The sequence below is a fragment of the Agromyces solani genome, from assembly GCF_058349925.1.
In genome coordinates, this window is record NZ_JBYRER010000001.1 from 398,104 (window position 1) to 424,480 (window position 26,377).

22 protein-coding genes are annotated in these 26,377 nt (G+C 67.9%); 15 read left to right on the forward strand and 7 right to left on the reverse strand.

Annotation, left to right across the window (positions count from 1 at the left end):
- Window positions 1-260: 260 nt before the first annotated feature.
- Together AC3RJ7_RS01870 and AC3RJ7_RS01875 are read left to right on the forward strand one after the other, a co-directional pair.
- Window positions 261-1,427 carry an RtcB family protein gene (locus tag AC3RJ7_RS01870; RefSeq protein ID WP_491454161.1) on the forward strand — a complete coding sequence of 389 codons (1,167 nt, stop codon included), beginning with the start codon at window positions 261-263 and terminating at the stop codon, window positions 1,425-1,427.
- 202 nt (window positions 1,428-1,629) lie between these two features.
- Entirely contained in the window at window positions 1,630-1,902 is a 273-nt protein-coding gene (locus tag AC3RJ7_RS01875; protein ID WP_491454162.1) for a DUF4242 domain-containing protein, read from the forward strand.
- Window positions 1,903-1,924: 22 nt separating this feature from the next.
- Here AC3RJ7_RS01875 and AC3RJ7_RS01880 read toward each other — a convergent pair whose 3' ends face one another.
- Complete coding sequence (locus tag AC3RJ7_RS01880) at window positions 1,925-4,873, reverse strand: helix-turn-helix transcriptional regulator (RefSeq protein ID WP_491454163.1); 2,949 nt, start codon at window positions 4,871-4,873, stop codon at window positions 1,925-1,927.
- A gap of 163 nt (window positions 4,874-5,036) precedes the next feature.
- Here AC3RJ7_RS01880 and AC3RJ7_RS01885 point away from each other — a divergent pair, with 163 nt between their 5' ends.
- From AC3RJ7_RS01885 to AC3RJ7_RS01895, 3 genes are all read left to right on the forward strand, one after another.
- Entirely contained in the window at window positions 5,037-5,360 is a 324-nt protein-coding gene (locus AC3RJ7_RS01885) for a hypothetical protein (RefSeq protein WP_491454164.1), read from the forward strand.
- A gap of 403 nt (window positions 5,361-5,763) precedes the next feature.
- On the forward strand, window positions 5,764-7,074 hold the full coding sequence (locus tag AC3RJ7_RS01890; protein ID WP_491454165.1) for an MFS transporter: 1,311 nt from the start codon (window positions 5,764-5,766) through the stop codon (window positions 7,072-7,074).
- Window positions 7,075-7,268: 194 nt separating this feature from the next.
- Window positions 7,269-7,736 carry a pyridoxamine 5'-phosphate oxidase family protein gene (locus AC3RJ7_RS01895; RefSeq protein ID WP_491454166.1) on the forward strand — a complete coding sequence of 156 codons (468 nt, stop codon included), beginning with the start codon at window positions 7,269-7,271 and terminating at the stop codon, window positions 7,734-7,736.
- A 125-nt stretch (window positions 7,737-7,861) separates the two neighbouring features.
- On the opposite strand, the gene AC3RJ7_RS01900 is transcribed toward AC3RJ7_RS01895, so the two are convergent.
- The gene (locus AC3RJ7_RS01900) at window positions 7,862-8,206 is read right to left on the reverse strand and encodes a hypothetical protein (RefSeq protein ID WP_491454167.1); all 345 of its coding nucleotides are present in this window, start codon (window positions 8,204-8,206) and stop codon (window positions 7,862-7,864) included.
- 129 nt (window positions 8,207-8,335) lie between these two features.
- Here AC3RJ7_RS01900 and AC3RJ7_RS01905 point away from each other — a divergent pair, with 129 nt between their 5' ends.
- The 5 genes from AC3RJ7_RS01905 to AC3RJ7_RS01925 all read left to right on the forward strand — a co-directional run bounded on the left by AC3RJ7_RS01905 (window position 8,336) and on the right by AC3RJ7_RS01925 (window position 14,748).
- Complete coding sequence (locus AC3RJ7_RS01905) at window positions 8,336-9,688, forward strand: hypothetical protein (protein ID WP_491454168.1); 1,353 nt, start codon at window positions 8,336-8,338, stop codon at window positions 9,686-9,688.
- A 121-nt stretch (window positions 9,689-9,809) separates the two neighbouring features.
- Window positions 9,810-11,003, forward strand: coding sequence for a hypothetical protein (locus tag AC3RJ7_RS01910; protein ID WP_491454169.1), 1,194 nt, complete (start codon window positions 9,810-9,812; stop codon window positions 11,001-11,003).
- A 463-nt stretch (window positions 11,004-11,466) separates the two neighbouring features.
- Entirely contained in the window at window positions 11,467-12,897 is a 1,431-nt protein-coding gene (locus AC3RJ7_RS01915) for a TRAP transporter substrate-binding protein (RefSeq protein WP_491454170.1), read from the forward strand.
- A gap of 121 nt (window positions 12,898-13,018) precedes the next feature.
- Window positions 13,019-13,939, forward strand: coding sequence for a DMT family transporter (locus AC3RJ7_RS01920; RefSeq protein WP_491454171.1), 921 nt, complete (start codon window positions 13,019-13,021; stop codon window positions 13,937-13,939).
- A gap of 65 nt (window positions 13,940-14,004) precedes the next feature.
- A complete protein-coding gene (locus AC3RJ7_RS01925; RefSeq protein WP_491454172.1) occupies window positions 14,005-14,748 on the forward strand; it encodes a DUF429 domain-containing protein in 744 nt (247 codons plus the stop codon).
- A gap of 26 nt (window positions 14,749-14,774) precedes the next feature.
- On the opposite strand, the gene AC3RJ7_RS01930 is transcribed toward AC3RJ7_RS01925, so the two are convergent.
- Complete coding sequence (locus tag AC3RJ7_RS01930) at window positions 14,775-14,957, reverse strand: hypothetical protein (protein WP_491454173.1); 183 nt, start codon at window positions 14,955-14,957, stop codon at window positions 14,775-14,777.
- Between the two features lie 118 nt (window positions 14,958-15,075).
- Here AC3RJ7_RS01930 and AC3RJ7_RS01935 point away from each other — a divergent pair, with 118 nt between their 5' ends.
- A complete protein-coding gene (locus AC3RJ7_RS01935; protein ID WP_491454174.1) occupies window positions 15,076-15,654 on the forward strand; it encodes a hypothetical protein in 579 nt (192 codons plus the stop codon).
- 209 nt (window positions 15,655-15,863) lie between these two features.
- On the opposite strand, the gene AC3RJ7_RS01940 is transcribed toward AC3RJ7_RS01935, so the two are convergent.
- Both AC3RJ7_RS01940 and AC3RJ7_RS01945 read right to left on the reverse strand, forming a co-directional pair.
- Window positions 15,864-16,283 (reverse strand): HNH endonuclease, encoded by a 420-nt coding sequence (locus AC3RJ7_RS01940; protein ID WP_491454175.1) that lies wholly within the window; start codon window positions 16,281-16,283, stop codon window positions 15,864-15,866.
- Window positions 16,208-16,471, reverse strand: coding sequence for a hypothetical protein (locus AC3RJ7_RS01945; protein ID WP_491455251.1), 264 nt, complete (start codon window positions 16,469-16,471; stop codon window positions 16,208-16,210). The genes AC3RJ7_RS01940 and AC3RJ7_RS01945 overlap by 76 nt, the downstream gene beginning before the upstream one ends.
- A gap of 430 nt (window positions 16,472-16,901) precedes the next feature.
- Between AC3RJ7_RS01945 and AC3RJ7_RS01950 the strand changes: the two genes are divergently transcribed.
- On the forward strand, window positions 16,902-18,221 hold the full coding sequence (locus AC3RJ7_RS01950; protein WP_491454176.1) for an FAD-binding oxidoreductase: 1,320 nt from the start codon (window positions 16,902-16,904) through the stop codon (window positions 18,219-18,221).
- A gap of 86 nt (window positions 18,222-18,307) precedes the next feature.
- Here AC3RJ7_RS01950 and AC3RJ7_RS01955 read toward each other — a convergent pair whose 3' ends face one another.
- Both AC3RJ7_RS01955 and AC3RJ7_RS01960 read right to left on the reverse strand, forming a co-directional pair.
- A complete protein-coding gene (locus tag AC3RJ7_RS01955; protein ID WP_491454177.1) occupies window positions 18,308-18,772 on the reverse strand; it encodes a hypothetical protein in 465 nt (154 codons plus the stop codon).
- Between the two features lie 8 nt (window positions 18,773-18,780).
- Window positions 18,781-19,665 (reverse strand): HNH endonuclease, encoded by an 885-nt coding sequence (locus AC3RJ7_RS01960; RefSeq protein WP_491454178.1) that lies wholly within the window; start codon window positions 19,663-19,665, stop codon window positions 18,781-18,783.
- Window positions 19,666-19,895: 230 nt separating this feature from the next.
- On the opposite strand from AC3RJ7_RS01960, the gene AC3RJ7_RS01965 reads away from it, so the two are divergent.
- From AC3RJ7_RS01965 to AC3RJ7_RS01975, 3 genes are read left to right on the forward strand one after another with little or no spacing between them, the layout of a single operon-like run.
- The gene (locus AC3RJ7_RS01965) at window positions 19,896-21,944 is read left to right on the forward strand and encodes a type I restriction-modification system subunit M (RefSeq protein ID WP_491454179.1); all 2,049 of its coding nucleotides are present in this window, start codon (window positions 19,896-19,898) and stop codon (window positions 21,942-21,944) included.
- Window positions 21,941-23,248 carry a restriction endonuclease subunit S gene (locus AC3RJ7_RS01970; protein ID WP_491454180.1) on the forward strand — a complete coding sequence of 436 codons (1,308 nt, stop codon included), beginning with the start codon at window positions 21,941-21,943 and terminating at the stop codon, window positions 23,246-23,248. The genes AC3RJ7_RS01965 and AC3RJ7_RS01970 overlap by 4 nt, the downstream gene beginning before the upstream one ends.
- The gene (locus AC3RJ7_RS01975; protein ID WP_491454181.1) at window positions 23,245-26,376 is read left to right on the forward strand and encodes a type I restriction endonuclease subunit R; all 3,132 of its coding nucleotides are present in this window, start codon (window positions 23,245-23,247) and stop codon (window positions 26,374-26,376) included. The genes AC3RJ7_RS01970 and AC3RJ7_RS01975 overlap by 4 nt, the downstream gene beginning before the upstream one ends.
- The last annotated feature ends 1 nt before the right edge of the window (window position 26,377 follow it).

A 26,377-nucleotide genomic window follows, 5' to 3' on the forward strand; every position in this document is an offset into this window, starting at 1 on the left:
GCGTGTACCTGCAGCGCACGAACAAGCCGGCCTTCGTCGAGCCCACGAACCAGCCCGCCCAGCGCGGGTTCATCCGTGAATTCGACCAGCTTCTCGATCAGGCACCCTGACGCCCGCGACCATTCGCGAATTCGTCACCCCGTGCCGCTCGAGGCCCGGGGTGTTTCTCTGTCTGCGCGCGACGAGACCCTCGGGCCCGAGGAACTCGCACGACGCCTCCCGCATCCGCGGAGCGCGTCGAGACCAGACAGGAAAGGAACATGGAGAAGATCTCCGACCGGCTCGTCTCGTGGGCGAGCCTGCTCGACGAGCTGACGATCGAGCAGGCCCGCGTCTCGTCGACGATGCCGTTCATCTACCCGCACCTCGCGCTCATGCCCGACGCGCACCTCGGCCTCGGGGCCACGGCGGGCTCGGTCATCCCGACGCTCGGTGCGATCATCCCGGCCGCCGTCGGGGTCGACATCGGCTGCGGCATGATCGCGGTGCAGACGCAGTTCGCGGCATCCGACCTGCCCGAGGGCCGTAGGGAGGTCCGGGAGCAGATCGAGCGCGCGATCCCGCTGTCGGCGGGCAAGCACAACCGCAAGATCGTCGCGACGGCTGCGCCGCGGATCGCCGAGCTCGAGGCCCTCGGCGAGGCGAAGGGCTTCGACCCGGCGCGGTACGCGGGCAACTGGCGCGAGCAGCTGGGTTCGCTCGGCAGCGGCAACCACTTCATCGAGGTGTCGCTCGACGAGGCCGACCGGGTCTGGCTGTTCCTGCACTCGGGCAGCCGGGGCGTGGGCAACAAGATCGCACAGCACCACATCAAGGTCGCGCAGCGGCTCGCGAAGCAGTGGTGGATCGACCTGCCGCACCCCGACCTGGCCTACCTCGTCGAGGGCTCGCCCGAGTTCACGCGGTACATCGCCGAGCTGCGCTGGGCGCAGCACTTCGCGCTGCTCAACCGCGAGGAGATGATGGACCGGGTCATCCGGCAGGTCTCGGAGTGGGTGGGCACCCCGGTGGAGGAGCGGCAGCGTATCAACTGCCACCACAACTTCACCGAGAGCGAGCACCACTTCGGCAAGCGGGTGTGGGTGTCGCGCAAGGGCGCGATCCAGGCCGACGTCGGTCGGCTCGGGCTCATCCCGGGTTCGATGGGCACCGCGTCGTACGTGGTCGAGGGGCTGGGCGACAAGATGTCGCTGAACTCGTCGCCGCACGGCGCGGGCCGGACGTACTCGCGGTCGAGGGCCCGGCGGGAGTTCACGCACGAGCAGCTGCGTGAGGCGATGGTCGGCATCGAGTTCCGCGACACCGACGCGTTCATCGACGAGATCCCGCAGGCGTACAAGCCGATCGACCGGGTGATGGCCGACGCCGCCCCGCTCGTGTCGGTGCGGCACACGCTGCGCCAGATCGTGAACGTGAAGGGGAACTGAGGGGGAGCGAGTTTCGAGGCGGCGCGGGGCGCCGTCTCGAAACCCGCGACACGGCAGGGATGCCTCGGGCTGCGGCCCGCGCACAGGGGGAACTTGCGCGGGCCGTGGCCGGGGTGCCTCCCCTGCGGCGAGTGGTAGCACGGTATCGGCGCGACCGACGGCGGAGTACCCTCGTCACCACACGAGTCCAGTGGGGGTGCAGATGCCCTACTTCATCATCGAACGCAACTTCGCCGAAGACCTGATCCCGGCCGAGGGCAAGTTCGACGCGCTCAACCTCATCAACGATGAGGAGGAGGTTCGCTGGCTGTATTCGTTCCTCTCGATCGATCGCCGCAAGAGCTATTGCGTGTACGAGGCCGAGTCAGCGGAGGCCATCCTCGCCGCCGCGATGCGCGCGGGGGTGCCGGCCGACGTCATCACCGAGGTCGACGGGCGCGTGCTGCCGAGCGGCGCGTTCGTCCCCGTCGAGTGATCGCCGAGAACGGAGCGCGGCCTCACACGAGTCCCTGCTCGCGCGCGAAGCGCGCGGCGCGAGTGCGGTTCGGCACGTCGATCTTCATCAGGATGCTCCGTACGTGGTTCGCGGCGGTGTGCTCGCTGATCACGAGCTCGTTCGCGATCTCCCGGTTGCTGAGCCCGTCGGCGACGAGCCGCAGCACCTCGGTCTCCCGAGCGGTGAGACCGCCGATTCCGGGCACCGTGGATGCCTCGGGCAGGGCTCGCAGCACCCGGATGAGCCCGAGCGGCTCGGCGATCGTGCGTGCGCGTTCGGCATATGCGTCGGCCGCGGCATGCTCGCCCGTACGGCGGAGGTGGACGGCAGTGGCTGCGGCCGTGTAGGCGATGTGCAGGGGCGCCTCGAGACGCTCGGCCAAGTGCATCGCACGAGCGAACGCCTCGACGGGGTCGCCCGTCCCGCACAATCCGTCGATCTCGCCCAGGTACCGATCGGCCGGGCCGAACAGGGCGACGAAGAACCCCGATACGAGGTTGACTCCCGAGTAGTCGAGCAGCAGCGGCCGGAGCTTCATCGCCGCCTCGGTATCGCCGATCGCGATGGCGGCTTCGCACGTGAACGTCAGGCGGGCCGGCCAGTCGCTGGAGACGTGCGCCGCCGCGTTGTCGTGGTCGAGCATCCAATGGAGCACACGACGGCATGGCTCCTGCATGGCGAGCTCGGTGTAGAGGGCGAGGAGTGCAGGTGCCCACGCCTGCGTCGGCGCCTCGTTGCCCCGGATCGTCGCGGCCGCGATGCGGAGGCGATCCGTCTCGCGACGGATCATGTAGCTCTGGATCGCCCCGGTGCTCGTCTTGGCATCGGAGCGGATGGTCTGCTCGACGGCGTCGATCCTGCGCAGCCGGGTGTTCGCATCTCCCAGACGACCGTCGGCGAAGGCGCGGGCGAACCGGGCGCACTCCGCCCAGTACTTCCAGTACGACCCCCAACGTTGGGCGGTGTCGACGAGCATGCCCTCAGCCCGATCCATTCCTGTGGCATCGCCGACCAGGTACGAGCCCCAGCTCAAGATGACGGCGGCCGGTCCGTCCCAGTCGTGGTGCCTACCCGCGCTCATCCGCGCCAGTTCATCTGCCTCGACGAGTCGCTCGCGCACGCCCTCCGGCCGTAGCGAGTGCGAGATGCGCGCGCGCAATGCGGCGGCGACGGTCTGCTCATCACCGAGCTCGCGGGCGAGCGCGAGCGCCCGATCGCCCTCAGCAGCGCCGGTTCTCACATCGCCGGTGAAGGCGATCGAGCGTCCGAGTTTCGCGCGGCCCTCGATGACCAGCGGATCGCGCGGATCGTCGGGCACCGCCTCGAGCGCCGTTGACAGCATCTTGCGGCTGTGACTTCCGCGGAGCCCGGGCCGCCACGAGGCATCCTCGTGCCCGATGGCGGCGCGCAGTCGGGTGCGCGGGTCGGAGGACGTCATCACGCGCTTGTACTGGAGGCGGGCGCGGGCGAAGTCCGAGGCCTCCGACCAGTTCTCGGCCGACCGCATGAGCAGGGCGTCGCGCCGGTCTGCCCGTGCGGTCACATCGGCCGCCCGCTCGAGCAGTCGACCGGCCTCCTCGAAGGCGAGCCCCGCCGCCGCGCTCTCGGCGGCGAGTTCGAGGTAGTCGACGGCGCGCTCGCCGAAGCCGAGGGCACGCGCCGACAGGTAGTGATACGCGAGCCGTTGCACGCGTCGTGGCGCCGCCGGGAACTCGGCTTCGAGCGTCTGAGCGATCTCGGCGTGGAGGCGCATGATGTCCGAGGGCGCCATCCCATCGAGCACCGCTTGCCGCGCGATCGCGTGCGGAAAGCCGTACGCGCCGCCGGCCCCCGTCGGCGGCTCGAGCAGGCCCGCTCGAACGCTCGCGTCGATCGCGCCGAGCACGTCGGCCTGCGATGCTCCGCTCACGGCCAACAGCTCGAGTACGTCGAACTCGTGGCCCAGCAGCGCGCAGATCCGGAGCGCGCCGAGCTCGTCCTCCGACAGCATCGCGAGCCGCGGGCGCAGTAGCCCGAATGCCGTCTCCGGCATCTCGATGCGCTGGTCGTGCGTCGCGAGGGCGTCGAGCACGTGTCGCCAGGTCGTCCGCACGAGAAATGGGTTGCCGCCGGTCACCTCGGCGACGGCGGCCGCTTTCGCGTTCGCCTCGGCGGCCGGCACCCCGCCGACCTCGAGGTACTCCGCGAGGTCGTCGACACTGAACGGGCTGAGCTGCATCACCTCGACCGAGGGCAGGTGCGCGAGATGCCGCATCTCCGCGGCGAGCGGCTCGGATCGGTCGGGCGGGTCGGGTCGCAGCGCCGCGATCACGAGGATGCGTGCGTCGGCCGTGCCCGTGACGACGCGACCGAGCAGCCTGACCGCGTCGTCGCCCGCCCAGTGCAGGTCGTCGAGGGCGAGCACGATGGGCCTCGCCCGCGACACTTCGACGAGCAGTTCGACGACCGAGTCGAAGAGTCGGTCTTGGCCGATGGCTGGCGCCGCCGCGCGGTCGCGCGCGCTGAAGGTGTCGCGCACGGCCGACAGCACGGCGTCGGGCAGCGCGTCGGAGGACAGGTCGTCGGCCGCAGGCCCGTCTCGGCCGGGCGTGGCCGAGCTTGATCGCGCGGCTTCGGCCGCTGCGGGCTCGCCCGATCGGCCCGCCTCGAGCGCGGCGAGGAGCGGCCCGAGCGCCTGGCCGAACGGTTCGAGCGGTCGCCCGAGCTCCTGGATGCAGTCGCCGTACAGCACCGCCGCACCCTCGGCGTGGAGTGCGCTGCCGATGGTGGTGAGCAGCCGCGACTTGCCGGTGCCGGGGTCACCGCGTACGAATACCGTCCGGCCGGCGCCCGACACTGCGTCGGTGTAGGCGGCGTGCAGCGCGCGGAGTTCTTCGCGTCTGGCCACGAAGGGCGGGGCGCCGGTGTTCGTCCAGCTCGTCGGCAGTGCCGGTGCGGTCCAGTACCGCATGCCCCTCACGATAGCCCCGCGCCCAGGCGCGGTCGATGGTCCGAATTGCCTATGCCCGACCGGCGCGAAGATGCCTGATCCGCGTCATGCGGGCGGGATGCCGTCTCCGTAGCGTCGGCCTCAGCCGGTCGCGATGGTGCACCGGCATGGAAAGGGAATCATCATGAACACGCGAGCGATGCGATACGCGGTTCCGGTCGTCGCCGTGGCACTCCTGCTCTCCGGGTGCGGGATGACCACCGCACGCGAGGCCGGTTCGGCGAACGTGAACGTTCCGGAGGTCTCGGAGAAGGGATGCTTCATCCCCTCGTACGTGCGCGAGCACGTGCCCGAGGGACTCTGCGTCACGCCGACCGTCGACCCGATCGACGACGACCTCAGCCTCGGCTGGTACGGGCGTCACCCAGAGTGGCGCCAGGCCCGAGCCGACCTCATGATCGGCGACGACCTCAGCCTCGGCTGGCACGCCGAGCACCGTCAGGGCTGAGCCGCCGGAGCGACCGACCACGCACGAACGGATGCCTCGCGGCATCCGTTCGTGCGTGCGGCTTCGCCGGTCGAACAGCGACGAAGGAGTGTGTCGAGGCCCCCTCGCGCCGTGGGTCGAGACGGCACGCAGCGCCGTCCCGAAACCCGCCGTGGATGCCGCGGCCGGAGTGCTCCTCGTGCGCGGGGTGTGGTCGTGTGGTCATGTGGTCGCGCGGGGTGTGGTCGTGTGGTCATGTGGTCGCGCGGGGTGTGGTCGTGTGGTCATGTGGTCGCGCCTTCCGAAGAGAACCGTCCGCGGCTGTCGATCTCGCCGATCCCCGTTCGACGCATGAGTAGAAGCACCTTTGCGCCACCGCTTCACGAAGCATTCGAAACGGAATTGAACGGCAAGGAGCACGATCATGACCGCACCTCGGGCACTCCGGCCCCTGCGCAACCCCGCCTACCGGTGGCTCGCCGCCGCACTCGTCGCGTCGATGATCGGCGCGGGCATCTGGATGGTCGCCCTCGTCTGGCAGATCGTCGCGATCGGCGGGGGAGCGGCCGAGCTGTCGCTCGTCGCCGGTGCGTCGGCGATCGGGATGCTGCTGACCACGCTCCTCGGCGGTGCGCTCGCCGACCGCATCCCGCAGCGGCGCATCCTCATCACGGTCGAGGTCGTGCGGGCCGCGAGCGTCGGGACGGTCGCCCTGCTCGCGCTCGCCGGAGCGCTCGACGTCTGGCACCTCGCCGTCGTCGCGTTCGTCGGCGGTGTGATGGCGGGCCTCTACTACCCGGCGTACTCGGCGCTGCTGCCGAGCGTCGTCGCGGAGGACGAACTCCTCGCCGCCAACGGCTTCGAAGGGATGGCCCGGCCCGTGCTCATGCAGGCCGGTGGGCCGGCCCTCGCGAGCGCGCTCATCGCGGTGTCGTCGCCCGGCGCGGCGCTCGCGGTCGCCGCGCTCACGGGCGTGGTCGCGGCGGTGTGCCTGCGACGGGTGCCCGATCAGCCCCTGCGCGGCGAACGGGCGAGCGGAACGCAGCATCCGGCCGTCGCCCTGCTCGTCGACGTGCGCGACGGATTCGCCTACATGATGCGCACGCCGTGGCTGCTCGGCACGCTGTCGTTCGCGTCGCTCCTGATCCTCCTCATCATGGGGCCGTTCGAGGTGCTCGTGCCGTTCGTCATCAAGGATGTCGCGGAGGCCGGCCCCGAGGGCCACGCGCTCGTGCTCGCCGCGTTCGGCGTCGGCGGCGCGGTCGGGTCGATGGTCGTGGCATCCATGAAGCTGCCGCGCCGGTACCTGACGGCGATCGTGCTGCTGTGGGGGCTCGGCTGCGTGCCGCTCGCCGTCTTCGGCCTGACCGACCAGGTGTGGGTGATGGCGCTCGCCGCGTTCGCCGTCGGCGCCGCGTTCAACGGCGGCGTCGTGATCTGGGGAACGCTGCTGCAGCGCCGGGTTCCGCCGGAGATGCTCGGCCGCGTCTCGAGCCTCGACTTCTTCGTGTCGCTCGCGTTCATGCCCGTATCGATGGCGATCGCCGGGCCCGCGGGCGAGCTCGTCGGGCTCCCCGTCGTGTTCCTCATCGCCGGCATCGCCCCGCTCGCGATCGGCGTCGTCGCGATCGTCGCGGCCCGCATGCGCCGCGACGAACTCGCGAACCCCTTGGATGTCGCGGAGCCGACCGACCTCGACGACGTGGATGCCTCGCCCGAGCCTGCGTTCGCCTGACACCCCCCGTCGGTCGAGTAGGCGCGCAGCGCCGTATCGAGACCACGCCCCGATGTACGCCGTCGGTCGAGTAGGCGCGAAGCGCCGTATCGAGACCACGCCCGCGAACGCTGAGTCGGTCGAGTAGGCGCGAAGCGCCGTATCGAGACCACGCCCCGGCAACCCTTCCAGCCCACCCCCAGGAGCTGATACCCATGAACATGCCCAGCGTGAACTCCGCCCCGCTCGAGTCCGCCCGCCGCGTCATCGACGCCGCCTCGTACCTGACGATCGCCACCGCCGACGCCGCCGGCAAACCGTGGGCGACGCCCGTCTGGTTCGCCGAGCGCGAGCTGCGCGAGTACTACTGGGTCTCACGCCCCGAGACCCGGCACTCGCAGAACCTCGCCGAACGGGCCGAGGTCGCGCTCGCCGTCTTCGACTCGACGGTCGCGGTCGGCAGTGCGATCGCCGTGTACGTCGAGGGCGTCGCCGGCATCGTGCCCGACGCCCAGCTCGCCGCCGCTCTCGAGGTGTATAGCGCGAAGTCGGTCGCCCGAGGTCTTCGCCCATGGGCGGCGGCCGACGTGACCGGCGACGCCCCGTTCCGGCTCTTCCGCGCGACGGCGACGCAGGTGTACGTGCTCGACGAGCGCGAACACCGGGTGCCAGTGCTCGAGTAGCCGGCTCGCAGCCGGCGCCGTGCGCCCGTCAGGACCTGTGGACCATGCCCTCGCAGGGTGTGGATTCGTGGATTCGTGGGCACCGTCCGACGGTGCACCGTCTCCGACGAGGGAGAACCGCGCCACTATGTCGGGTGCTTCGCCGCGCGTCGCGTCGCCCGGTTCCGCTCGAGCGCAGCGTACCCCTTGAACATCATCGGCATGATCCAGTACGCCGCGATCGGCACGACGACGAGCGTGAGCACGAAGGCCCGCAGCACGGGGTGCCAGTCGCTCACGAGCGGTTCCGTAAGCATGCCGACGATGGCGACGAGCGGAAAGATCGTGAGCCACACGATGAGCGCCGAGACGTGGATGTTCGGCCGCGCCGGCGTCGCGGGGGCCGCAGGCTGCGGGGCGGGCGGGGCGGGCTGCTCGGCGGGTTCGCGGTTCGGCACGGGCGCGTCGTGCTCGGGCGGGCGGTTCGACATCTCGGCCTCCGTGATCGGGACTGGCCGCGGGCGCCGGCGAGACGCGCGGGGGCGACCGACTCGTCTCATTCTCCTCCCGATTCCGCCCGACCGGACCCCCTTCCAGCCGTCGCGCCTAGGATCGATCGCATGGCCGGATTCTGGGGCAAGCGAAAGCGCGAGGAGCAGGAACTCCAAGCTCAGGACGCCGACCTGGCGAAGCGCGCCGGCAGTGCGCTCGTCGAGGCCGACGAGCGCATCCGGGTCACGGCCGACGAGCTCGCGTTCGCCGAGGCCGAGCTCGGGCATGACGCGACCGCCGACCTGAAGCAGGCGCTCACCGCGGTGCGCGAGCACCTGGGCGAGGCGTTCCGGCTGAACCAGCTGAACTACGACGAGGTTCCCGACACGTCCGAAGAACTGCGGATGCGCAACGCCCGCATCGTGCAGCTCTGCGAGTGGGCCGAAGACGTGCTCGACGAGCGGACCGCCGCGCTCGCCGACAAGATCGCCCGCGCGCGTCGGGCTCCCGAGATCATCGCCGGTGTGCGGGCCGAGGCCGACCGGATGCGCGCTCGCATTCCCCAGACGCGCGACACGATTCGGCGGCTCGCCGCGCGCTACTCGCCCGAGGCGCTCGCGCAGGTCGAGGTGAACCCGGCCGAGGCCGAGCAGCTGCTCGGCTTCGCCGAGCACGGCGCCGCCGTCGCCGAGCGTCGGCGTGAGGCGGGCCAGCGCGAGCAGGCGAACCTCGCGCTCGAGGCGGCGACCGAATCGGTGCGCCGGGCGGCGGCGCTGCTCGACGCGGTCGAGACCTTCGAGGTCGAGGCGCTGCGCGCCGAGTCGACCCTGGCCGCGATCGTCGAGGACTCGCGCGGCGACCTCGCCGTCGCGCTGAAGGAGCCCGCGTCACCAGGCGTGACCGCCGCGATCTCGACGCTGCAGGGTGCGCTCGCCGCGCTGCCCGCGGCCGGCGTCAACACCGACCCGTTCACCCAGCTCAGCCGACTTCGCGAGGCGAACGCGGGCCTCGACGCCGCGATCGCCGCGGCCCGCGAGCGAGCGGCCCGTCCCATCCCGCCGCTCGAGCACGTGCACCACGCCATCGACGACGCCGACCGGCAGCTCGCCATCGCCCGCGACGTGATCGCCGGCCACCGCGGCTGGATCGGCGCCGACGCCCGCACCCGGCTCGCCGAGTCGGAGCGGATCCGGCTCGAGCTCGACCACTTCCTCGGCATGCCGGCGGCGACCGTCACCGTGATCGGCGAGGAGCACCGCGAGCAGGCGATGGCCATGGCCCGCCGCGTCGCACACCTCGCAGCCGAGGCACTGCACCTCGCGCAGCGCGACATCGACTCGTCGCGCCCGCAGGGCGGCCCCGGCCAGTGGGGCGACCAGGGTTGGGGCGGCGGCCGCCGCGGCAGCAGTGGCTCCGACGTGATGGGCGGCATCCTCGGCGGGCTCGTGATCGGCAGCATCCTCGATGGGATCTTCGACTGACCACCGCTCCTCAGGCAGCCCGGTAGCGGGTTCTGCGCGCCGATCCTAAAATCGGGACATGGCCGGGTTCCGGGTCAGGCGCCGACTCGGCGCGCACCGAATCGAGGCACACGACGCCGAAATGGCGAAGCGGGCCGGGGCAGCGCTGTTCGCCGCGGATGAGCGCATCCGCGTCGCCGCCGACGAGCTCGGCTTCGCCGAGGCCGAGCTGGGGGCGGGTGCGATCCAGCCGTTGGGCGAGACGCTCGCCGACGCGCGCGGACGCCTGCGCACCGCTTTCCTCCTGAACCGGCTCAACCACGAGGCGACACCCGGCACGGTCGACGAGGTGCGTGCGCGATACGAGCGCGTCGTGCAGCTGTGCGAAGCCGCCGAGGTCGCGCTCGACGAGCAGATGGCCGCCATCACCGAGCGGATCGCGCGGGCGCGGCGCGAACCCGAGTTCATCGCCGGTCTGCGAGCCGAGATCGAACGGCTGCGCGCTCGCGTCCCGTTCGTGCGCGAGACGATCGGATGCCTCGCCGCCCGGTATTCGCGCGAGGCGCTCATGGCCGTCGAGGCCGACGCCGCAGAGGCCGAGCGCCTGATCGCATTCGCAGAGCACAGCCTGCGCGTGGCCGAGCGACGTCGCGAGGCGGGCGCGCGTGATCAGGCGCAGGTCGCGCTCGAGGCATCCGCTGATTCGGTGCGCCGCGCCGCCGCGATGCTCGACGCGGTTGAGACCTTCGAGGTCGAGGCGCTGCGGGCCGAATCCGCCTTGGCGGCGATCGTCGCCGAGTCTCGTCGGCACGTCGCCGTGGCGCTCGAGACGCCGCCCTCCAACCGGGTCTCGACCGCGATCGTCGAGCTGCAGGCGGCCCTCGCGGGCCTCCCGCCAGGGGTCAACACCGACCCGTTCGCCCACCTGAGTCGAATCCGCACGGCGCATGCCGCGTTGGAGTCGGCGATGGCGGCGGCTCGCGAGCGCGCGATGATTCCGATTCCGCCCGTCGACCAGGTGAGTTCTGCGATCGAGGCCGCCGACCGAAGGCTCGAGGTCGTCCGCGACGCCATTGCCCGCAACCCGGGCCGCATCGGCGCCGAGGCCATGAAGGCGCTGGCCGAGTCCGAGCGCATCCGCATCGATCTCGGGCAGTACCTCGGCAGCCCCGCGGTGGTGGTCTCGGTGACCGACCAGGATCACCAGGCGCAGGTGGCGGCCATGGCGCGGCGTGCCGCACTCCTCGCGAGCGAGGCCCTCTTGCTCGCGCGGCGCGACATCGAGGCATCCCGCCACCACGGCATCGGCCGCGGGGCGATGTCGGCGGTCTCGTGACCCACCCCGTCGGTCGAGTAGCGACGAAGGAGCGTATCGAGACCACCCGACTCCGTCGGTCGAGTAGCGAAGCGTATCGAGGCCACGCGACTCCGTCGCTGGAGTAGCGAAGCGTGTCGAGACCACCCGACTCAGTCGGCCCAGCCGCGGCGATGAGCGCGGTGACGAGCGATGAGCGTGAACGGGTTGTGGCTCGAGGTCACGGGCTCGTCCTCCATTCGTCCCGGCGGTCGCGTCGCGATCGGTCGATGCCTTGGATTCCGACCGTATTGGGCGACAGGGCGCTGCCGTGACCCCCGTTCGCGTGTGAAATGCGACGGGTCGGCGCAACGGTCAGCCGCCCAGCGGTCGGCGACGAATGCGTGCTGCCCCCGATGCGGCCGTGCCACCCACTCGACTACCGTCGGCGCGTCGTTCGACGGAAGGTCGCAACATGCGGGCGAGGCATCCCCTCATCGTGCTGGTGGCTGCGGGTGCTGTCGCGCTCGGCGGGTGCACGACCCAGCCGCTGCCCGACCCCACGGTCGTCACGCTGTTCCACCTCGACGGATCGGGCAACCTCGACCCAGCCGTCGGCTGGTTCGCCGATCGAGTGAGCGAACGCTCCGGCGGCGAGTTGAAGGTCGACGTCGTGCGGGCGTGCTGCGGTGAGACCAACCTCCAGGAGGAGGAGCTCGTCACGGCCGTCGCCGCCGGCGATGCCGATCTCGGCTGGACGGGCACCCGCGTGCTCGGAGACCTCGGCGTGCATGAACTCGACGCCCTCACCGCGCCGTTGCTCATCGACGACTACGGCCTGCAGCAGCAGGTCGCCGCGAGCGACGCCGCGAACGAGAGTCTCGCAGCGCTCGACCGCCTCGGCGTGCGGGGCATGGCGGTGATGCCCGGTGCGCTGAGGCATCCGCTCGCGGCGGATGCCCCTGTGCTGAGCCTCGCCGACTGGAAGGGGCGCACCATCGCGGCGTTCCATTCGGCCAGCACGGCCGACGCCCTGCGTGCACTCGGTGCGGATCCGTTCGACGTGAGCATCAACACCCGTGACGAAGGCCTGTTCAGTGGAATGATCTCGAGCTTCGAGAACTCCCTGCTCATGCTCGACGACCACCACGAGGAGATGACTCCGTACGCCACGACGAACCTCGTGCTCTGGCCCAGGATCTCCGTGCTCATCGCGAACCCCGGCCTCGCCGACCGGCTCTCCGACGACAAGCTCGCGGTGCTCGAACGTGCGGCCGCTGACGTCGTCGACCGCACCGGCGAGCTCGCGCAGCTCGACGACGCCGCCCTCGAGTCGGCCTGCTCGTCGGGAGCCCGATTCTCCGAGGCATCCGCGGGAGATCTGCAGGACATGCGCGACGCGGTCGCTGGCGTCTACGCCGACCTCGATGCGGATGCCGCCGCCGGCCCGCTGTATCGTGCGATCGTCGAGCTCAAGGCCGGCCGAGGGCCCGCGGCCGCACCGAGCATTCCCGAGGAGTGCCGCGGTCCGACGCCCCGTGACACCGACTGGAAGGACGTTGCGCTCCTCGACGGCTTCTACGAGTCGCCCGAACTGGGCGAACCCGACCTTCGAGATCTGGGGTTGACGGCGCAGGAGGCTCGCGGCGCAGCCGGCGCGTACCGGCTCGCCTTCGACACTCGCGGGGGGTTCGAGCTGCGGGTGGAGAGCCCGGGCGGGATCTTCGCCGCCTGCAGCGGCGAGTACACGGTCGACGGCGACCGCGTGACGATCAGCCTCATCACCGGTGACGAGTGCGGCCGCTCGCCCGGGCCCTTCATTGCCGCCGACTTCACCGTGGAGTCGTGGCGACTCAGGCTCTCAAACATCGTCGCGCCCATCGCGAGCGACGAGAAGCTGTTCGGCGCAATCACGTGGACGTGGGCCGGGTCTTGACGTCCTGACCACAATGCCGCGGTGGACGGCGGCTCGGCGAACGACCTGAACTCGCAGGAATTCGCGCCGCTTCGACGGTCTCGCCGGCGCGGGTGTCGGCGGTCGGCGGCAGAATACTCGAGTGACTCGTCGTGGGCTGTTCCTCTTCATCGCGCTCGGAATCGCGTGGGGCATCCCATATCTGTTCATCAAGGTCGCCGTGTCGGAGCTCGACCCCGGCATGGTGGTGCTCGCGCGGTCGGGGCTCGCGGCGATCCTGCTGCTGCCGCTCGCGCTGTTCCGGCACGAGGTCGGCCCGGTGCTTCGCCGGTGGAAGCCGATGCTCGCGTACACCCTCGTCGAGATCGTGCTGCCGTGGTACTTCCTGAGCTCGGCCGAGCAGACGCTGCCGAGCTCGACCGCCGGCCTGCTGCTCGCCGCGGTGCCGCTCGCGGGCGTCGGCATCGCCTTCCTCATGGGGCGGCCGGCACGCCTCTCGGGCACGAACTGGATCGGCATCGCACTCGGCATGCTCGGCGTCGCCGCCCTGGTCGGCTTGGATGTCGCGGGGTCGGACTTGTTCGCGGTCGCTCAGATGGCCGTGGTCGTCGTCGGCTACGCGCTCGGCCCGGCGATCCTCGCGCGCTGGATGCCCGACCTGCCCGGCATCGGCATCGTCGCCGTCTCGCTCGCGGGCGCCGCCATCTCATACGTGCCATTCGTGCTGCTCACGGGCGGCGTGCCGACGGCCTGGCCGTCCCCGCCCGTCATCGTCTCGGTGATCGTGCTCGCCGTGGTGTGCAGCGCGCTCGCCTTCTTGCTCATGGTCGGCCTCATCGCCGAGATCGGCCCGGTCAAGGCGACCACGATCACGTACGTGAACCCGGCCGTCGCGATCATCGCGGGCGTCGTCGTGCTGGGGGAGCGGGTCACGGTCTGGACGATCGTCGGCTTCGCGCTCGTGCTGCTCGGGTCGTATCTCGTGACGAAGAAGCACCCCGCCCCGGTCGGTCGAGTAGCGACGCAGGAGCGTATCGAGACCACAGCCCCGTCGGTCGAGTAGGCGCGCAGTGCCGTATCGAGACCACCGCCCCCTCGGCCGAATAGGGTCGTCGCTACACTTCGAGCGTGCGCACCGCCGGAGTCGACCTCGCCGCAGACACCAAGAAGACCGCGATCGCGATCATCCGGTGGGAGCCGGGTCGGGCGACGGTCGAATCGGTCGAACTCGGGGCATCCGATGAATTCATTGTGGATGTCGCCGCTGAGGTCGACCGAATGGGCATCGACTGCGCGTTCGGGTGGCCCGATGACTTCGTGGAGTTCGTCAGCCGCCATGCGCAGGGCGACCGCGTCGATCTCTCGCGCGATCGCGGGATCGACTGGCGCCGGCGCCTCGCCTATCGCGAGACCGACCGCGAGGTGCTCCGGCGAACCGGCCGTGCTCCGCTGAGTGTGGCGACCGATCGGCTCGGTCTGACCGCCATGCATTGCGCGGCACTCCTCGACGCGCTGGCCGACCGCATCGGGCCGATCCCACGTGGTGGCTCGGGCCGTGTCGTCGAGGTCTACCCCGCAGCGGCTCTGCGCCTATGGGAACTCAGCCGGCCGGGTTACAAGACCGACGCAGATACGCGGGCCGAGCTGGTCGAGAGCCTCGAGGAGCGCGTGCCGTGGCTCGACCTCGATTCGGTCAGGGGTCGGATGATCGAGTCGGATGACGTGTTCGACGCAGTGATCGCGGCCCTGATCGCGCGGGCCCACGCGCTCGGGCAGACGCATCCGGTGCCAGCGGTCGCTCGTGAGCGGGCGGATCGTGAAGGATGGATCGTGCTGCCGAGTGGCGGGGTGGGAGCGCTCGGAGGTTCTTGACGAACGCGGTCTGCAGACGGTCCTGGTCAGTCGCCGTCAGCGGCGCCGCTGAGATCGCCCGCCTCGGCCGCCGACGGCTCCCAATTCTCGACCACCGAGGCAGGCGTGCCGCCGAGTGTATCTCCGGCGCGAAGGCTCGCCGCCTCGAGCGCCCGTTGGATCGTCGAGTCGATCTCCGACGCCGGGTCGACGCGCTCATCGAATGACATATTGCCCTCCTTGGGGCCCACCGTAGCCCACGACCGGCGTGCCCCTTCGGACTTCTTAGCGGAGGCCAGGCCGCTCAGCGCGGTCGACGCATCGGCAGCCACAGGTACGCTCTGCGTTATGGCCGACACCAAGCAGACCAAGAGCATCGGCGAACATTGGACTGCTTCCGAACTCGCCCGACGTGGCTGGGCGCCCGCGCTGACTCGAGACGGTCTCGAGCGGACAGACATCCTGGCCGTGCACACCGGTGACCGCCGCCAGATGATTGAGGTTCAGGTGAAGTCGATCCGCGGCGACAGTCTGCGCTCAAGCTGGCCGCTCGGGGAGAAGAGTCAGCAGCCCCCCAAACACGACGCCGAGTGGTTTGTAATGGTTGCGATCCCCGCTGACAACGACCGGCCTCCCCGAGGCTTCGTCGTGCCTCGGGCACACATCGCGGCCGCAGCCTGGATCACGCACATGCAGTGGCTCACCGAACCCGGGGTCCCGGCCGGCCAACGGAATGCCAGCGTCGACCGCAGCCGCGTCCAAGTCGAGATCCTCGCCCGCTACGAAGGCCGCTGGGACCTGCTCGAGGAGTCAGCCTACAACGCTCCAGTCCTGCTGCCGCCCGAATACCACGGCTACGCGCTCGAAGAACGCGTTGGGCTCCCGGTGGGGCATCCGTGGGCCGACAACATGCCCGAGCGCTGGTAGTGCTGGGATGCTCGCCGTCCGCATCCGGGGACCGCGAGGAGGTCACCTGCGCGGCCGATTTATGTCGTCGCCGTAACGACTCGTGGGCGCATTCCACATGTTCGCCGACGCAAGACCATCGAGGACGCTAACCCGGTTGAGGTAACCGAGTCAGACGCCACGTTGTGATCGGCGACTCCGCGAACCTGAGCCGGGCTGGGGTTGGCTGTCTAGGAGTCGTCCGACGCGACCTGAGCCGCCCACTCTCTCCAGATTTCCGGATTCCCCGGCTCGCCCCACCGTCCATCCGGGTGCGGGGTGCCTTGGGCCTCTCGGTAATCGAACGCCCGTCGCTTCTCAGCCTCAAACCGGTAGCTCGCGCGCACTAGTTTTGGGTTCGCTCGGGCGAACGCGTCGTTGAACCACTCGACGACCCGAGCGAGGCCAAGGGCTACTGTGGCCGGGTCAGGTTCCTCGAACCCTTTGCCGGGAACGTCACTGCGGTATCCGTTGCAGTAGGCGTGCGCCAGTCGGACGTTTCCCCACACGTCTTTTCCGAACCAAGCTCGCGGGGTCACATGGTCAACCTCTGCGGCCGCGGGAGGGGGCGCCGTAGGTCGATGTCGACCGACGTCTTGCAGACTCCGCACTCGGCGCCGAACTCCGCGTGCAGGTACACCGCTACCCGCCGCCGGTCCTTCGGCAGCGGGGTGTCCAGCCATCTGGCATACGCGGCCGTGTCAGCCGGGTCTGGGCGACCGACTCGGATGCGGAACGTTTCAGCAAGCTCCGCTTCGTGCCACCTGGCCTCGTCGGGATCCGCCGGTGTGTACTTCATGTCCGCAGGCTACTCGACCGGTGTCATCATCAGGGCCGCACGGTTAACGCGACGGCATCAGTTGGCGCTCATTGGTTCTTGGCGCACGCGACGCGACGTCCATGACTGAGGAAGTCGATCTCTCCGCCGATCTCCAGCGGACCCGTAATCCTCGTGGATAGCTAGGGGCTCGGTGCTTCAGCAGTCCATCGCTCGGCCGTTCGCGGGCGCGAACGGATGAGGCGACGGCAGGGGGTGACCAGCTTCTCGCGCACGAACTCGCTGACGGAGCCGCAGTAGGTCTGCGGCGCATCCTCATCGACGGCGCCAACGTGCTGCTCGAGATCGGTCTATTCTCCATCATCCATCATCCATCTTCATCTGAGGACGCCTCTTGACGCCGGCGCCCGTCCGCGGCATCCTCGGCCCCGAGACAGGCGGGGGAGATCTCATGCAGACGCTCGAACCAGGTGACGACGGCTACGACGACGCGCGGCGCGTGTGGAACGCGATGGTCGACCGCAGACCCCGGTACATCGTCGCCTGCTCGAGCGCCGAGGAGGTCGCCGAGGCGATCCGCTTCGCGCGGGCGAACGACCTCGAGATCGGCGTGCGCTGCGGCGGGCACAGCATCGTCGGCCACGCCGTGCCTAACGGCGGGCTCATGATCGACCTGCGGCCGATGGGGTCAGTCGAGGTGGATGCCTCGGCGCGACGAGCCCGCGTGCAAGGTGGTGCGCTGCTCGGTGCACTCGACCGTGCGGCCCAGGCGCACGGCCTCGCGACGACCGCGGGCAACGTGTCGCACACCGGCATCGGCGGACTCGCGCTCGGCGGCGGCATGGGCTGGCTCGCCCGGCAGCACGGGCTCACGTGCGACAACGTCGTCTCGTTCGAGCTCGTGACCGCCGACGGCGAGATTCTGCGGGTCGACCGCGACCGTCACCCCGACCTGTTCTGGGCGCTCCGCGGTGGCGGCGGCAACTTCGGCGTCGTCACCGAGTTCGAGCTCGTGCTGCACCCCGAGCCCGGAGACGTGCTCTCGGTCGAGTATCTCTACCCCGTGGCATCCGCCACCGCGGCGATGCGTCGCTGGCGCGACGAGAGCACCCGAGCCGACCGACGCGCGACCTACAACGCGACCATCTCCGACGGAACGCTGTCGCTCGGCTTCGTCTGGGTCGGCGACCCGGTCGACGGCGAGGCCGCGGCGGCCGCGCTCGCGACGAGTCTCGCCGAGGTCGACGCCGGCTTCGAGCGAGTGATCGTGCCGATGACGTACCTCGAGCTGCAGACCCGCGAAGACGACGTCGAGGCGCACGAGTGGCGCCGCTACTGGAAGGGCCACTACTTCAGCGAGCTGACCGACGACGTCATCGACGCGGTGCTCGCGCGTGGCGGTGATGATCTGCCGAACGCGAGCTTGCAGGCGTATGGGGGAGCGATCGCCTCGATTTCACCGGGTGAAACAGCGTTCTCACGGCGGGATACGGCGTTCGAGTTCGTGTGTGCGTCGAAGTGGGTCGATCCGGCCGACGATGAGGCGCGGATCGCGGGCGCGCGTAGGTATGCCGCTGCGATGGAGCCTTTCGCGAGTGGTGCGTATGTCAACGCACTCAGCGATGAGGGCTCCGCGGGCGTGCGACGTGCGTATGCACCGGAGCACCTCGCGCGACTGATGGCTGTGAAGAACTCGTACGACTCCGCGAACATTTTTCAGCTGAACCAGAACATCAAGCCATCGCGGAGCTCGACCCAAACCGGTGAGTAGCTGACGAAGCAATCCGCCGAAGCCCACCTGCCGGCGAAGCCCCAGCCTCGATCACGTCGGGCAGCACCTTGTTGGCACGCTTGCCGTCAAAGGCCGCGGAGGAATCGCCCGAACCGGCCATACTTTGGCCTCAGTTGCCCTTCAGTGCGGTAGCGCTTCAAAGTGTCGAATCTCCCGGATTCGGACGCATTGATGATTTCTTCAACGGCGGGCAGCTCGAGCATCGCGTCGATACCCGACTGCCAGATCGTCCATGTAGCGGAGGTCACCCTTCCCTGCTCGAACATGTCAGCCTCGTCCTCGCAGAGCTGAACGTATGCGACGAGGTGGCGCCGATCTTTGCGTGACACACGAGCGGAGTTCTTACCAAGAGCAGCGTCGACGCCGAGGCGATCGATCAGCTCCCAGTACCGTTGGACATACAAACTCTCGAACTCTCGATGGCCTTGGCGCGTCATCAACCAGAGCTGGAATGCTGCAAATCCGCCTCCGAAGATGATTACGACCCCTCCAATCGCGGTCACCCATTCGTTGAAGGCACTGACTGTCATCGCTCCTCCTAAGCGGCGAATCGAACGAACCGCGAAGCGAGGCGTTCTTGTGATGGCCAATCTGATCGCCGATTTGGCAGGCTCAATCGTTTGCCATGCATGTCCTGGAGCCCGTGTCGGAGCATAGGCCCGTCAACCTCGTTGAGTAGCTCACCGTCGATCCGAACCTCATAGTCCGGCGTAATGCCGAGCAGGTTGCGATCGTACGATGCGTGATGGATTTTGCAGAGTGCAAGGCCGTTCGTCACGTGTGCGAACCCGTCGATCTCTGCGTCGCCAACGATATGCGCGGCATCCAGCAGCTCAGCGTGTTTCAGATTGCAGACAGCGCAGGTCGCGTCGTATGCGCGCATGACGCTCGCTCGGAACATGGGCTGATGAAGGCGGGTCTTCGTAATCCGCTCGGCGTAGCGACGTTCATCGCCGGTCATCTCGAGCGGGTCGCCGAAGAAGTCGAACATCTCGTCGAACGCCAAATACACTGCGCGATCCACGGGGTCGTCGGCGACAACCCGGGCGGGGTAGTACGGGACGAACACCCCTGGGCGAACCCCCTTGAAGTACACGAGGCGGACCTTCCGGCGGGCCGCCTCTCGAAGTTTGAAGTTGTCCGAACTATTTCCGGTTCGATACGAATAGCGCAACAGTCCGTCTGGGCGGATCTCGTCGTTGTATTCGACACGCTTTGCGCTAGTCATCAGCGACAGCGTTGAGGAAAAGCTGGCGGGATTTCGGATCCCCCGACCTGTGTCAAGGAGGGGAATCCTTTCGCCACGGAATGCGTATGCCTTGAGCTCGGTGTGATGCATCTCATAGGCGCCACTGCCGAGACGCTCGTCGAGCCATCGGAAGATATCTTCGCGGATGGCGTGCTGCTCCGCCTCGGACCTCATGCGACAATCACCTTCTCAGAGTCGTTAATGCGCCCATGGGCTACCACGGGACATGCTCGCACACGGATGATCGAGTTTGTCCATTGCGCAGTCGACCACCCCAATGCGGGGGGTGTTCGGTGATCGCTGTACCCGCCGAGCCGGTCTGGTGTCTATGTTCGGAAGCACGCTTCCGGCCTCATTCTGTGGTCGGGCGCGTAGGAGACCATTCGCCAGTGACTTGAGACAAGATGTCCCTTGGAGCCGAACATCACGGCCCCGACCGACCTGAGCCCTACACAGGAGTTCCACCCTTGGTAAACCACGTCTCCTTCATCTGGAACATCGCCGAGTCCCTGCGTGGGCCGTTCAAGCCGTCGGAGTATGGGTCGGTCGTCCTTCCCTTCACCGTGCTGCGCCGTCTCGACGCGGTGCTGGCCGGAACGAAGGAGGCGGTACTCAAGGAAGCGAAGCTGGCCGCGAGCCTGCCCGAGCAGTTGCGGGAGCTCAAGCTCCGCGAGGCATCCGGTTATGAGTTCTACAACACGAGTCCGTTCACGATGGCCAAGCTCACGGCTGACCCGGCGGATCTGCGAGAGAACCTCGCGTCGTATCTGGCGGGGTTCTCCGAGAACGTGCGCGACATCTTCGAGCGCTTCGAGTTCAACAAGACGCTGAGTAAGCTCGCCGAGAAGAACAAGCTCTTCTCCGTGACTGAGAAGTTCGCGCAGGCGAACTTCCACCCGAGCGTGGTCAGCAACATCGAGATGGGCCTCGTGTTCGAGGAGCTCATCCGGTGGGCGAACGAGCGGTCGAACGAGACCGCGGGTGATCACTACACGCCGCGCGAGGTCATCGCACTGATGGTGCAACTGCTGTTCGCGCTCGACGACGACGCGCTGACAAAGCCGGGCACCGTCCGCTCGATCTACGACCCTACGGCCGGAACCGGCGGCATGCTCTCGGTCGCCGACGAGTACCTGCACTCGGTGAACCCAGGCATCAACCTGAGCCTGTACGGGCAGGACATCAACGACGGGTCGTACGCGATCTGCAAGGCCGACATGGTCATTAAGGGTCAGGACGTCGACAACATCGCGCTCGGCGACACCCTCACCGAGGACCGCTTCGAGGACAAGAGGTTCGACTATGGGCTCTCGAACCCGCCGTTCGGCGTCGACTGGAAGGACCAGCGCACGGAGATCGAGGACGAGCATGCCAAGCTCGGCTTCAACGGCCGCTTCGGCCCTGGAACGCCGACCGTCAGCGACGGCGCCATGCTGTTCCTGCTGCACCTGGTCTCGAAGATGCGAAAGTCCGAAGACGGCGGCTCGCGCATGGCGATCGTGCTCAACGGCTCGCCGCTGTTCTCTGGCGGCGCCGGCGGCGGCGAGTCGAACATCCGCAAGTGGCTGCTCGACAACGACCTCGTCGAGGCGATCATCGGACTGCCGAAGGACATGTTCTACAACACCGGCATCTCGACCTACATCTGGGTGCTCAGCAACCGCAAGACGGATGACCGCAAGGGGCGCGTGCAGCTCATCGACGGCCGTGAGATGTTCCAGAAGCTTCGCAAGGGCCTCGGCTCCAAGCGCAACGAACTCTCGCCAGAGAACATCGCGGAGATCGTGCGCCTTTACGTCGGATTCGAGGACGGCGAGCACTCGAAGACCTTCCGCAACGAGGACTTCCTCTACCGCACCATCACCGTCGAACGCCCCCTCAAACTCAACTGGCAGGCCACTCCCGAGCGCATCGACGCCGTCTTCGAGACCAAGCCCGTCGAGAAACTCAATGAATCGGAAACCTTGGCGCTCCGCGCCGCCCTCGAATCCCTCAACCAGCCGGTCGAGCCCGCTTCGTTGGTCGCGCCTGTCGAGACCAAGACGTGGACCAATCGCCCCGCCTTCCAGAAGGCGCTGAAGGATGCCGCGAAGGCGGAAGGTCTCACGCTCGCGGCGCCACTCCTGAAGACCGTCACAATCGCCCTCGGCGAGCAGGATGACTCCGCCGAACCGTGCCTCGACCCCAAAGGCAAACCGGAACCGGATGCCTCGCTCCGCGATACCGAGAACGTGCCCTGGAATGAGGACGTCGACGCCTACGTCGCCCGCGAAGTCCTCCCGTATGCCCCGGACGCTTGGATCGACCACGCCAAGACCAAGGAAGGCGCCGAGATCCCCTTCACCCGCCACTTCTACCAGTACGTCCCGCCACGCCCCCTTGAAGAGATCGACCACGACCTCGACGCCGTCATGGACCAGCTCCGGGCCATGCTTGTGGAGGTCGAGCGGTGAGCGACGCCGACTGGTTCGGCGAGATCCCGGCGCACTGGGAGTCCGGCAGCATTCGTCGCTTCGCGTCGATGCGCACTGGCCACACGCCGAGCAGAAAGACAGCTGAGTACTGGGTGGACTGCACGATCCCGTGGTTCACGCTCGCCGATGTCTGGCAGCTTCGCGCCGGTGCACGCGAGCTCGGCGAGACGTCGGAGAAGATCTCCGAGCGCGGGCTCGCGAACTCTGCCGCAGAGTTGCTCCCGGCCGGGACCGTAGTTCTCTCCCGGACTGCTTCGGTTGGATTCAGCGGCATTATGCCGACTGCGATGGCGACCAGCCAGGACTTCTGGAACTGGGTCCCAGGCGCCGGCCTGCGCTCGGACTTCCTCTGGTACCAGCTGCAGGCGATGCGCCCAGAGTTCGACCGTCTGATGATGGGTTCGACCCACCGGACGATCTACCAGGCCGATGCCGCGGCATTGCGCATCGCCGTTCCGCCGGTCGAGGAGCAGCAGACGATTGCGGAATTTCTGGATCGAGAGACGGCGCAGATCGACGCGTTCATCGCGAAGAACGACGAACTCATCGCCCTCCTCACCGAACGTCGCGCCGCCGCAATTGGCAACGCTGTTACGCGCGGACTTGGATCGATTGCGGATTTGGTCCCCATTCGCGAGGGCTGGCTCGAGGAGATCCCATCGGGCTGGACGTTCTCGCCAATGAAGACTCTAGGCGCCGTCACTCTCGGAAAGATGCTGCAGGAGTCTCAGCGCGCCGACGGCGACCTTGAGATGCTGTATCTACGGGCTGCAAGCGTTCAGCCTGCCGGCATGCTGGATCTCTCTACGATCAAAAGGATGTGGTTCTCGCCGAGAGAGCAACGATCGTTGACGTTGGTGAGAGGTGACCTGGTAATCGTCGAGGGCGGCGTTGGGGGCTACGGCAGGGCGGCGTTCATTTCTGACGACTTGCCCGATGTCGGATTCCAGAACTCGATCGTGCGCGTTCGGCCGAACAAATCCGTTGACGGCCGCTTCCTGACCTATGTGTTGCTGCATCTTCGGGAGATTGGCTACATCGAGATGGTGGCCAGCGTTGCGTCGATGCCTCATTTCACGGCGGAGAAGGTCGCAGCGACGATGGTTCCCGTCCCATCTCATCAGGAACAGGTTGCGATCGCAGACCATCTCGACGAGGAAATCGCGACAATCGATCGCGCCAGTGATGTGGCGAGGCGTGGCATCATCCTCGCCCGCGAGCGTCGCGCCGCGCTGATCTCTGCCGCCGTGACCGGGAAGATTGACGTGGGGGTGGCAGCATGACGAGTCCGTCGGGTGTGCATCTCGAGTCGGCCCTTGAGGCCGAGATCGCCGAGCATCTGTCCGCGAACACCTGGTTGTACTCGGCGACGGACGCCGGCTACGACCGCGACCTCGCGCTGCTCCCCGAAGACGTGCTCGGCTGGCTCGAGGAGACGCAGCCGGACGAGTTTGCCAAGGTCGTGCGGCCTGGAGACACAGAGGCACAGCGTGCGGCGGCGGCTCGGGGCATCCTCGATCGCCTCGCGAAGGCACTCGACAACGATCCGTTGAAGAACGGTGGCACGATTCAGGTACTGCATGAGGGCTTCACGATGGTGCCTTTGTCGGGTGGGGCGGTGAAGTTCAAGCTGGCGCAGTTCCGGCCGGCGACGACGAACAATCCGGCGACGCTGGAGGCGTACTCGAAGATGCGGGTGCGGGTGATGCGTCAGGTGCGCTACTCGGCGAAGCATCCGAACAAGGCGCTGGACCTAGTACTGTTCGTCAACGGCATCCCAGTGGCAACGGTCGAGCTGAAGACTGACTTCACGCAGCCGATCGACAACGCGGTCGAGCAGTACCGGTTCGACCGGTCGCCAGTCGGGGAGCCGTTGTTCGCGTTCGCGAAGCGGTCGTTGGTGCATTTCGTGGTGTCGAACTCCGAGGTGCGCATGACGACGAAGCTCGCCGGCGCGAAGACACGATTCCTGCCGTTCAACCGCGGTCACGATCAGGGTGCGGGGAACCCGGTGAACCCCGATGGATCGGCGTCCTCGTATTTCTGGGAGGAGATCCTGCAGCGCGACACTTGGCTGTCGCTGCTCGGGTCGTTCGTGCACCTGCAGGTCGAGGTCGACGTCGATCCCGACACGGGGAAGAAGACGAAGACCGAGAAGGTGCTGTTCCCGCGGTACCACCAGTGGCGCGCGGTGACCCGGCTTGTCGAGGCCGCTCGCGCTGAGGGGCCGGGCCATCGTTACCTGGTGCAGCATTCAGCGGGGTCGGGCAAGACGAACTCGATCTCGTGGCTTGCCCATCGTCTCTCTCAATTGCACGACGACGCGAACGAGCGCGTGTTCGACACCGTCGTCGTCGTGACTGACCGCACGGTGCTCGACAAGCAGCTGCAGGATGCGATCGTACAGTTCGAGAAGCAAGCCGGCGTCGTGCAGTCCATCACCCGCGACGGCGGCGATTCGAAGTCGAAGCAGCTCGCCGACGCGCTCACGGGTGGCAAGCACATCGTGATCGTGACGATCCAGTCGTTCGAGGCGCTCATCACCGCGATCCAGACGCTGCCCGAGCTGCAAGGTCGTCGCTTTGCCGTGATCGCGGATGAGGCGCACTCGTCACAGACCGGCTCGACCGCGGGCGCGTTGACGAAGGTGCTCTCGCCGGCCGAGCAGGCGGCGGTCGCCGAAGGTGCGCCGATCGATTCGGACGCGTACCTGCAGTGGGCGATGGAGGTCACGGCGAAGGCGCCGAACATCTCGTACTTCGCATTCACGGCGACGCCGAAGGCGAAGACGCTCGAGTTGTTCGGGCGTGTGCCAGACGCGAGTGGTGCTGCCGTGACATCCGCTGCTCTCGATGGGCCGGTGGCGACACCCGAACCGTTCGATCTCTATTCGATGCAGCAGGCGATCGAGGAGGGGTTCATTCTCGACGTGCTGGCGAACTACACGCCGTACAGGGTGGCGTGGCAACTGCAGCATCCCGGCGCAGATTACGACGGGCTCGATGAGGTCGACGAGTCGACCGCGGTGAAGGCGCTGGTGCAGTACGTCCGGCTGCACCCGACGAACATCAGCCAGAAGGCGAAGATCGTCGTCGATCACTTCCGCACGTACGTGCAGTCGGAGCTCGACGGCAAGGCGAAGGCGATGGTCGTCACCGGATCGCGCAAGGAAGCGGTTCGGTGGAAGAAGTACCTCGACCAGTATCTCGCGTCGTCGCAGGTGCAGGGAGTTCGGGCGCTCGTCGCGTTCTCGGGGACGGTCGATGACCCCGAGGATGTTGGCGAGGGGCTGACCGAGAAGACGCAGAACCCAGGGCTGCACACGTCGAATCTCGCGGAGGCGTTCAAGCCGTCGACGTACAACGTGATGATCGTCGCGGAGAAGTTCCAGACCGGGTTCGACCAGCCGCGCCTGGTCGCGATGTACGTCGACAAGAGGCTCGGTGGGGTGCAGGCGGTGCAGACGCTGTCGCGGTTGAATCGCACGTATCCGGGCAAGGAGAAGACGTTCGTGCTCGACTTCGTGAACGAGCCGGGCGATGTGCTGGATGCGTTCCTGCCGTACTTCCGGGGCGCTCAGCTCACGGCGACGACGGACCCGAACCTCATCTACGATCTCGTGACGAAGCTGGATGCCTCGGGCATCTACACGATGCAGGAGGTCGAGCAGGCGTTCGATGCCGCGCTGATGGGCGGGACGAATGCGAACTCGAAAGTGTCGGCGGCGACGGCGCCGGCGGTTTCGCGGTTCCAGCATCGGTGGGTGAACGCCGTGCTCGACGGTGACACTCTCGAGCAGGAAGAGCTTCAGCTGTTCAAGAGCGATGTCGGGGCGTTCGTGAAGTTCTACGACTTCATCTCGCAGGCGCGCAACCTCGAGGACACCGATCTGCCGCGTCGGCACTACTTCTTCCGGCGCATCCTGCCGCAGCTGTCGACGGCAACCTACGACGACCCAGTGGACATCTCGAAGGTGTCACTGGTGGGGGTGCAGATCAGCGCGGGGGAGTCGGTACAACTGAAGCTCGGTCAGGGGCCGGGGCTCGACCCGATCTCGGCGATCGGCTCGGGTGCCGTGCACGAGAAGCATCGATCGGCGCTCGAGGCGATCATCGCGAAGCTCAACGAGCGTTTTGGTGACAAGTACGCGCCCGGTGCTGTGGACATCACCGTTGGCGGGATCCTTGGGCGGCTCGCGATCGATGCTGAGCTTGTGCAGCAAGCAGAAGCGAACACTCCTGAGCAATTTGCGGAGTCGCCGGCGCTCACCAAAGCGTTCAACAAGGCGATGCTCGGCACACGTGATGAGACGCCTCAAATCGTGGATGACATGTTCGGTGATGCTGCCCTGTATGCCGAACTCAGCAAGGCGTTGCCGGCGATGCTGTACGAGTTCCTAAAGGGCCAATGAG

What these genes read in the sequence shown, in the direction of transcription:
- AC3RJ7_RS01870 (WP_491454161.1), top strand. Translation starts at nt 261, where the DNA reads ATGGAGAAGATCTCCGACCGGCTCGTCTCGTGGGCGAGCCTGCTCGAC.
- AC3RJ7_RS01875 (WP_491454162.1), top strand. Translation starts at nt 1,630, where the DNA reads ATGCCCTACTTCATCATCGAACGCAACTTCGCCGAAGACCTGATCCCG.
- AC3RJ7_RS01880 (WP_491454163.1), bottom strand. Translation starts at nt 4,873, where the DNA reads ATGCGGTACTGGACCGCACCGGCACTGCCGACGAGCTGGACGAACACC.
- AC3RJ7_RS01885 (WP_491454164.1), top strand. Translation starts at nt 5,037, where the DNA reads ATGAACACGCGAGCGATGCGATACGCGGTTCCGGTCGTCGCCGTGGCA.
- AC3RJ7_RS01890 (WP_491454165.1), top strand. Translation starts at nt 5,764, where the DNA reads ATGACCGCACCTCGGGCACTCCGGCCCCTGCGCAACCCCGCCTACCGG.
- AC3RJ7_RS01895 (WP_491454166.1), top strand. Translation starts at nt 7,269, where the DNA reads ATGAACATGCCCAGCGTGAACTCCGCCCCGCTCGAGTCCGCCCGCCGC.
- AC3RJ7_RS01900 (WP_491454167.1), bottom strand. Translation starts at nt 8,206, where the DNA reads ATGTCGAACCGCCCGCCCGAGCACGACGCGCCCGTGCCGAACCGCGAA.
- AC3RJ7_RS01905 (WP_491454168.1), top strand. Translation starts at nt 8,336, where the DNA reads ATGGCCGGATTCTGGGGCAAGCGAAAGCGCGAGGAGCAGGAACTCCAA.
- AC3RJ7_RS01910 (WP_491454169.1), top strand. Translation starts at nt 9,810, where the DNA reads ATGGCGAAGCGGGCCGGGGCAGCGCTGTTCGCCGCGGATGAGCGCATC.
- AC3RJ7_RS01930 (WP_491454173.1), bottom strand. Translation starts at nt 14,957, where the DNA reads ATGTCATTCGATGAGCGCGTCGACCCGGCGTCGGAGATCGACTCGACG.
- AC3RJ7_RS01935 (WP_491454174.1), top strand. Translation starts at nt 15,076, where the DNA reads ATGGCCGACACCAAGCAGACCAAGAGCATCGGCGAACATTGGACTGCT.
- AC3RJ7_RS01945 (WP_491455251.1), bottom strand. Translation starts at nt 16,471, where the DNA reads ATGAAGTACACACCGGCGGATCCCGACGAGGCCAGGTGGCACGAAGCG.
- AC3RJ7_RS01950 (WP_491454176.1), top strand. Translation starts at nt 16,902, where the DNA reads ATGCAGACGCTCGAACCAGGTGACGACGGCTACGACGACGCGCGGCGC.
- AC3RJ7_RS01955 (WP_491454177.1), bottom strand. Translation starts at nt 18,772, where the DNA reads ATGACAGTCAGTGCCTTCAACGAATGGGTGACCGCGATTGGAGGGGTC.
- AC3RJ7_RS01960 (WP_491454178.1), bottom strand. Translation starts at nt 19,665, where the DNA reads ATGAGGTCCGAGGCGGAGCAGCACGCCATCCGCGAAGATATCTTCCGA.
- AC3RJ7_RS01965 (WP_491454179.1), top strand. Translation starts at nt 19,896, where the DNA reads ATGTCCCTTGGAGCCGAACATCACGGCCCCGACCGACCTGAGCCCTAC.
- AC3RJ7_RS01975 (WP_491454181.1), top strand. Translation starts at nt 23,245, where the DNA reads ATGACGAGTCCGTCGGGTGTGCATCTCGAGTCGGCCCTTGAGGCCGAG.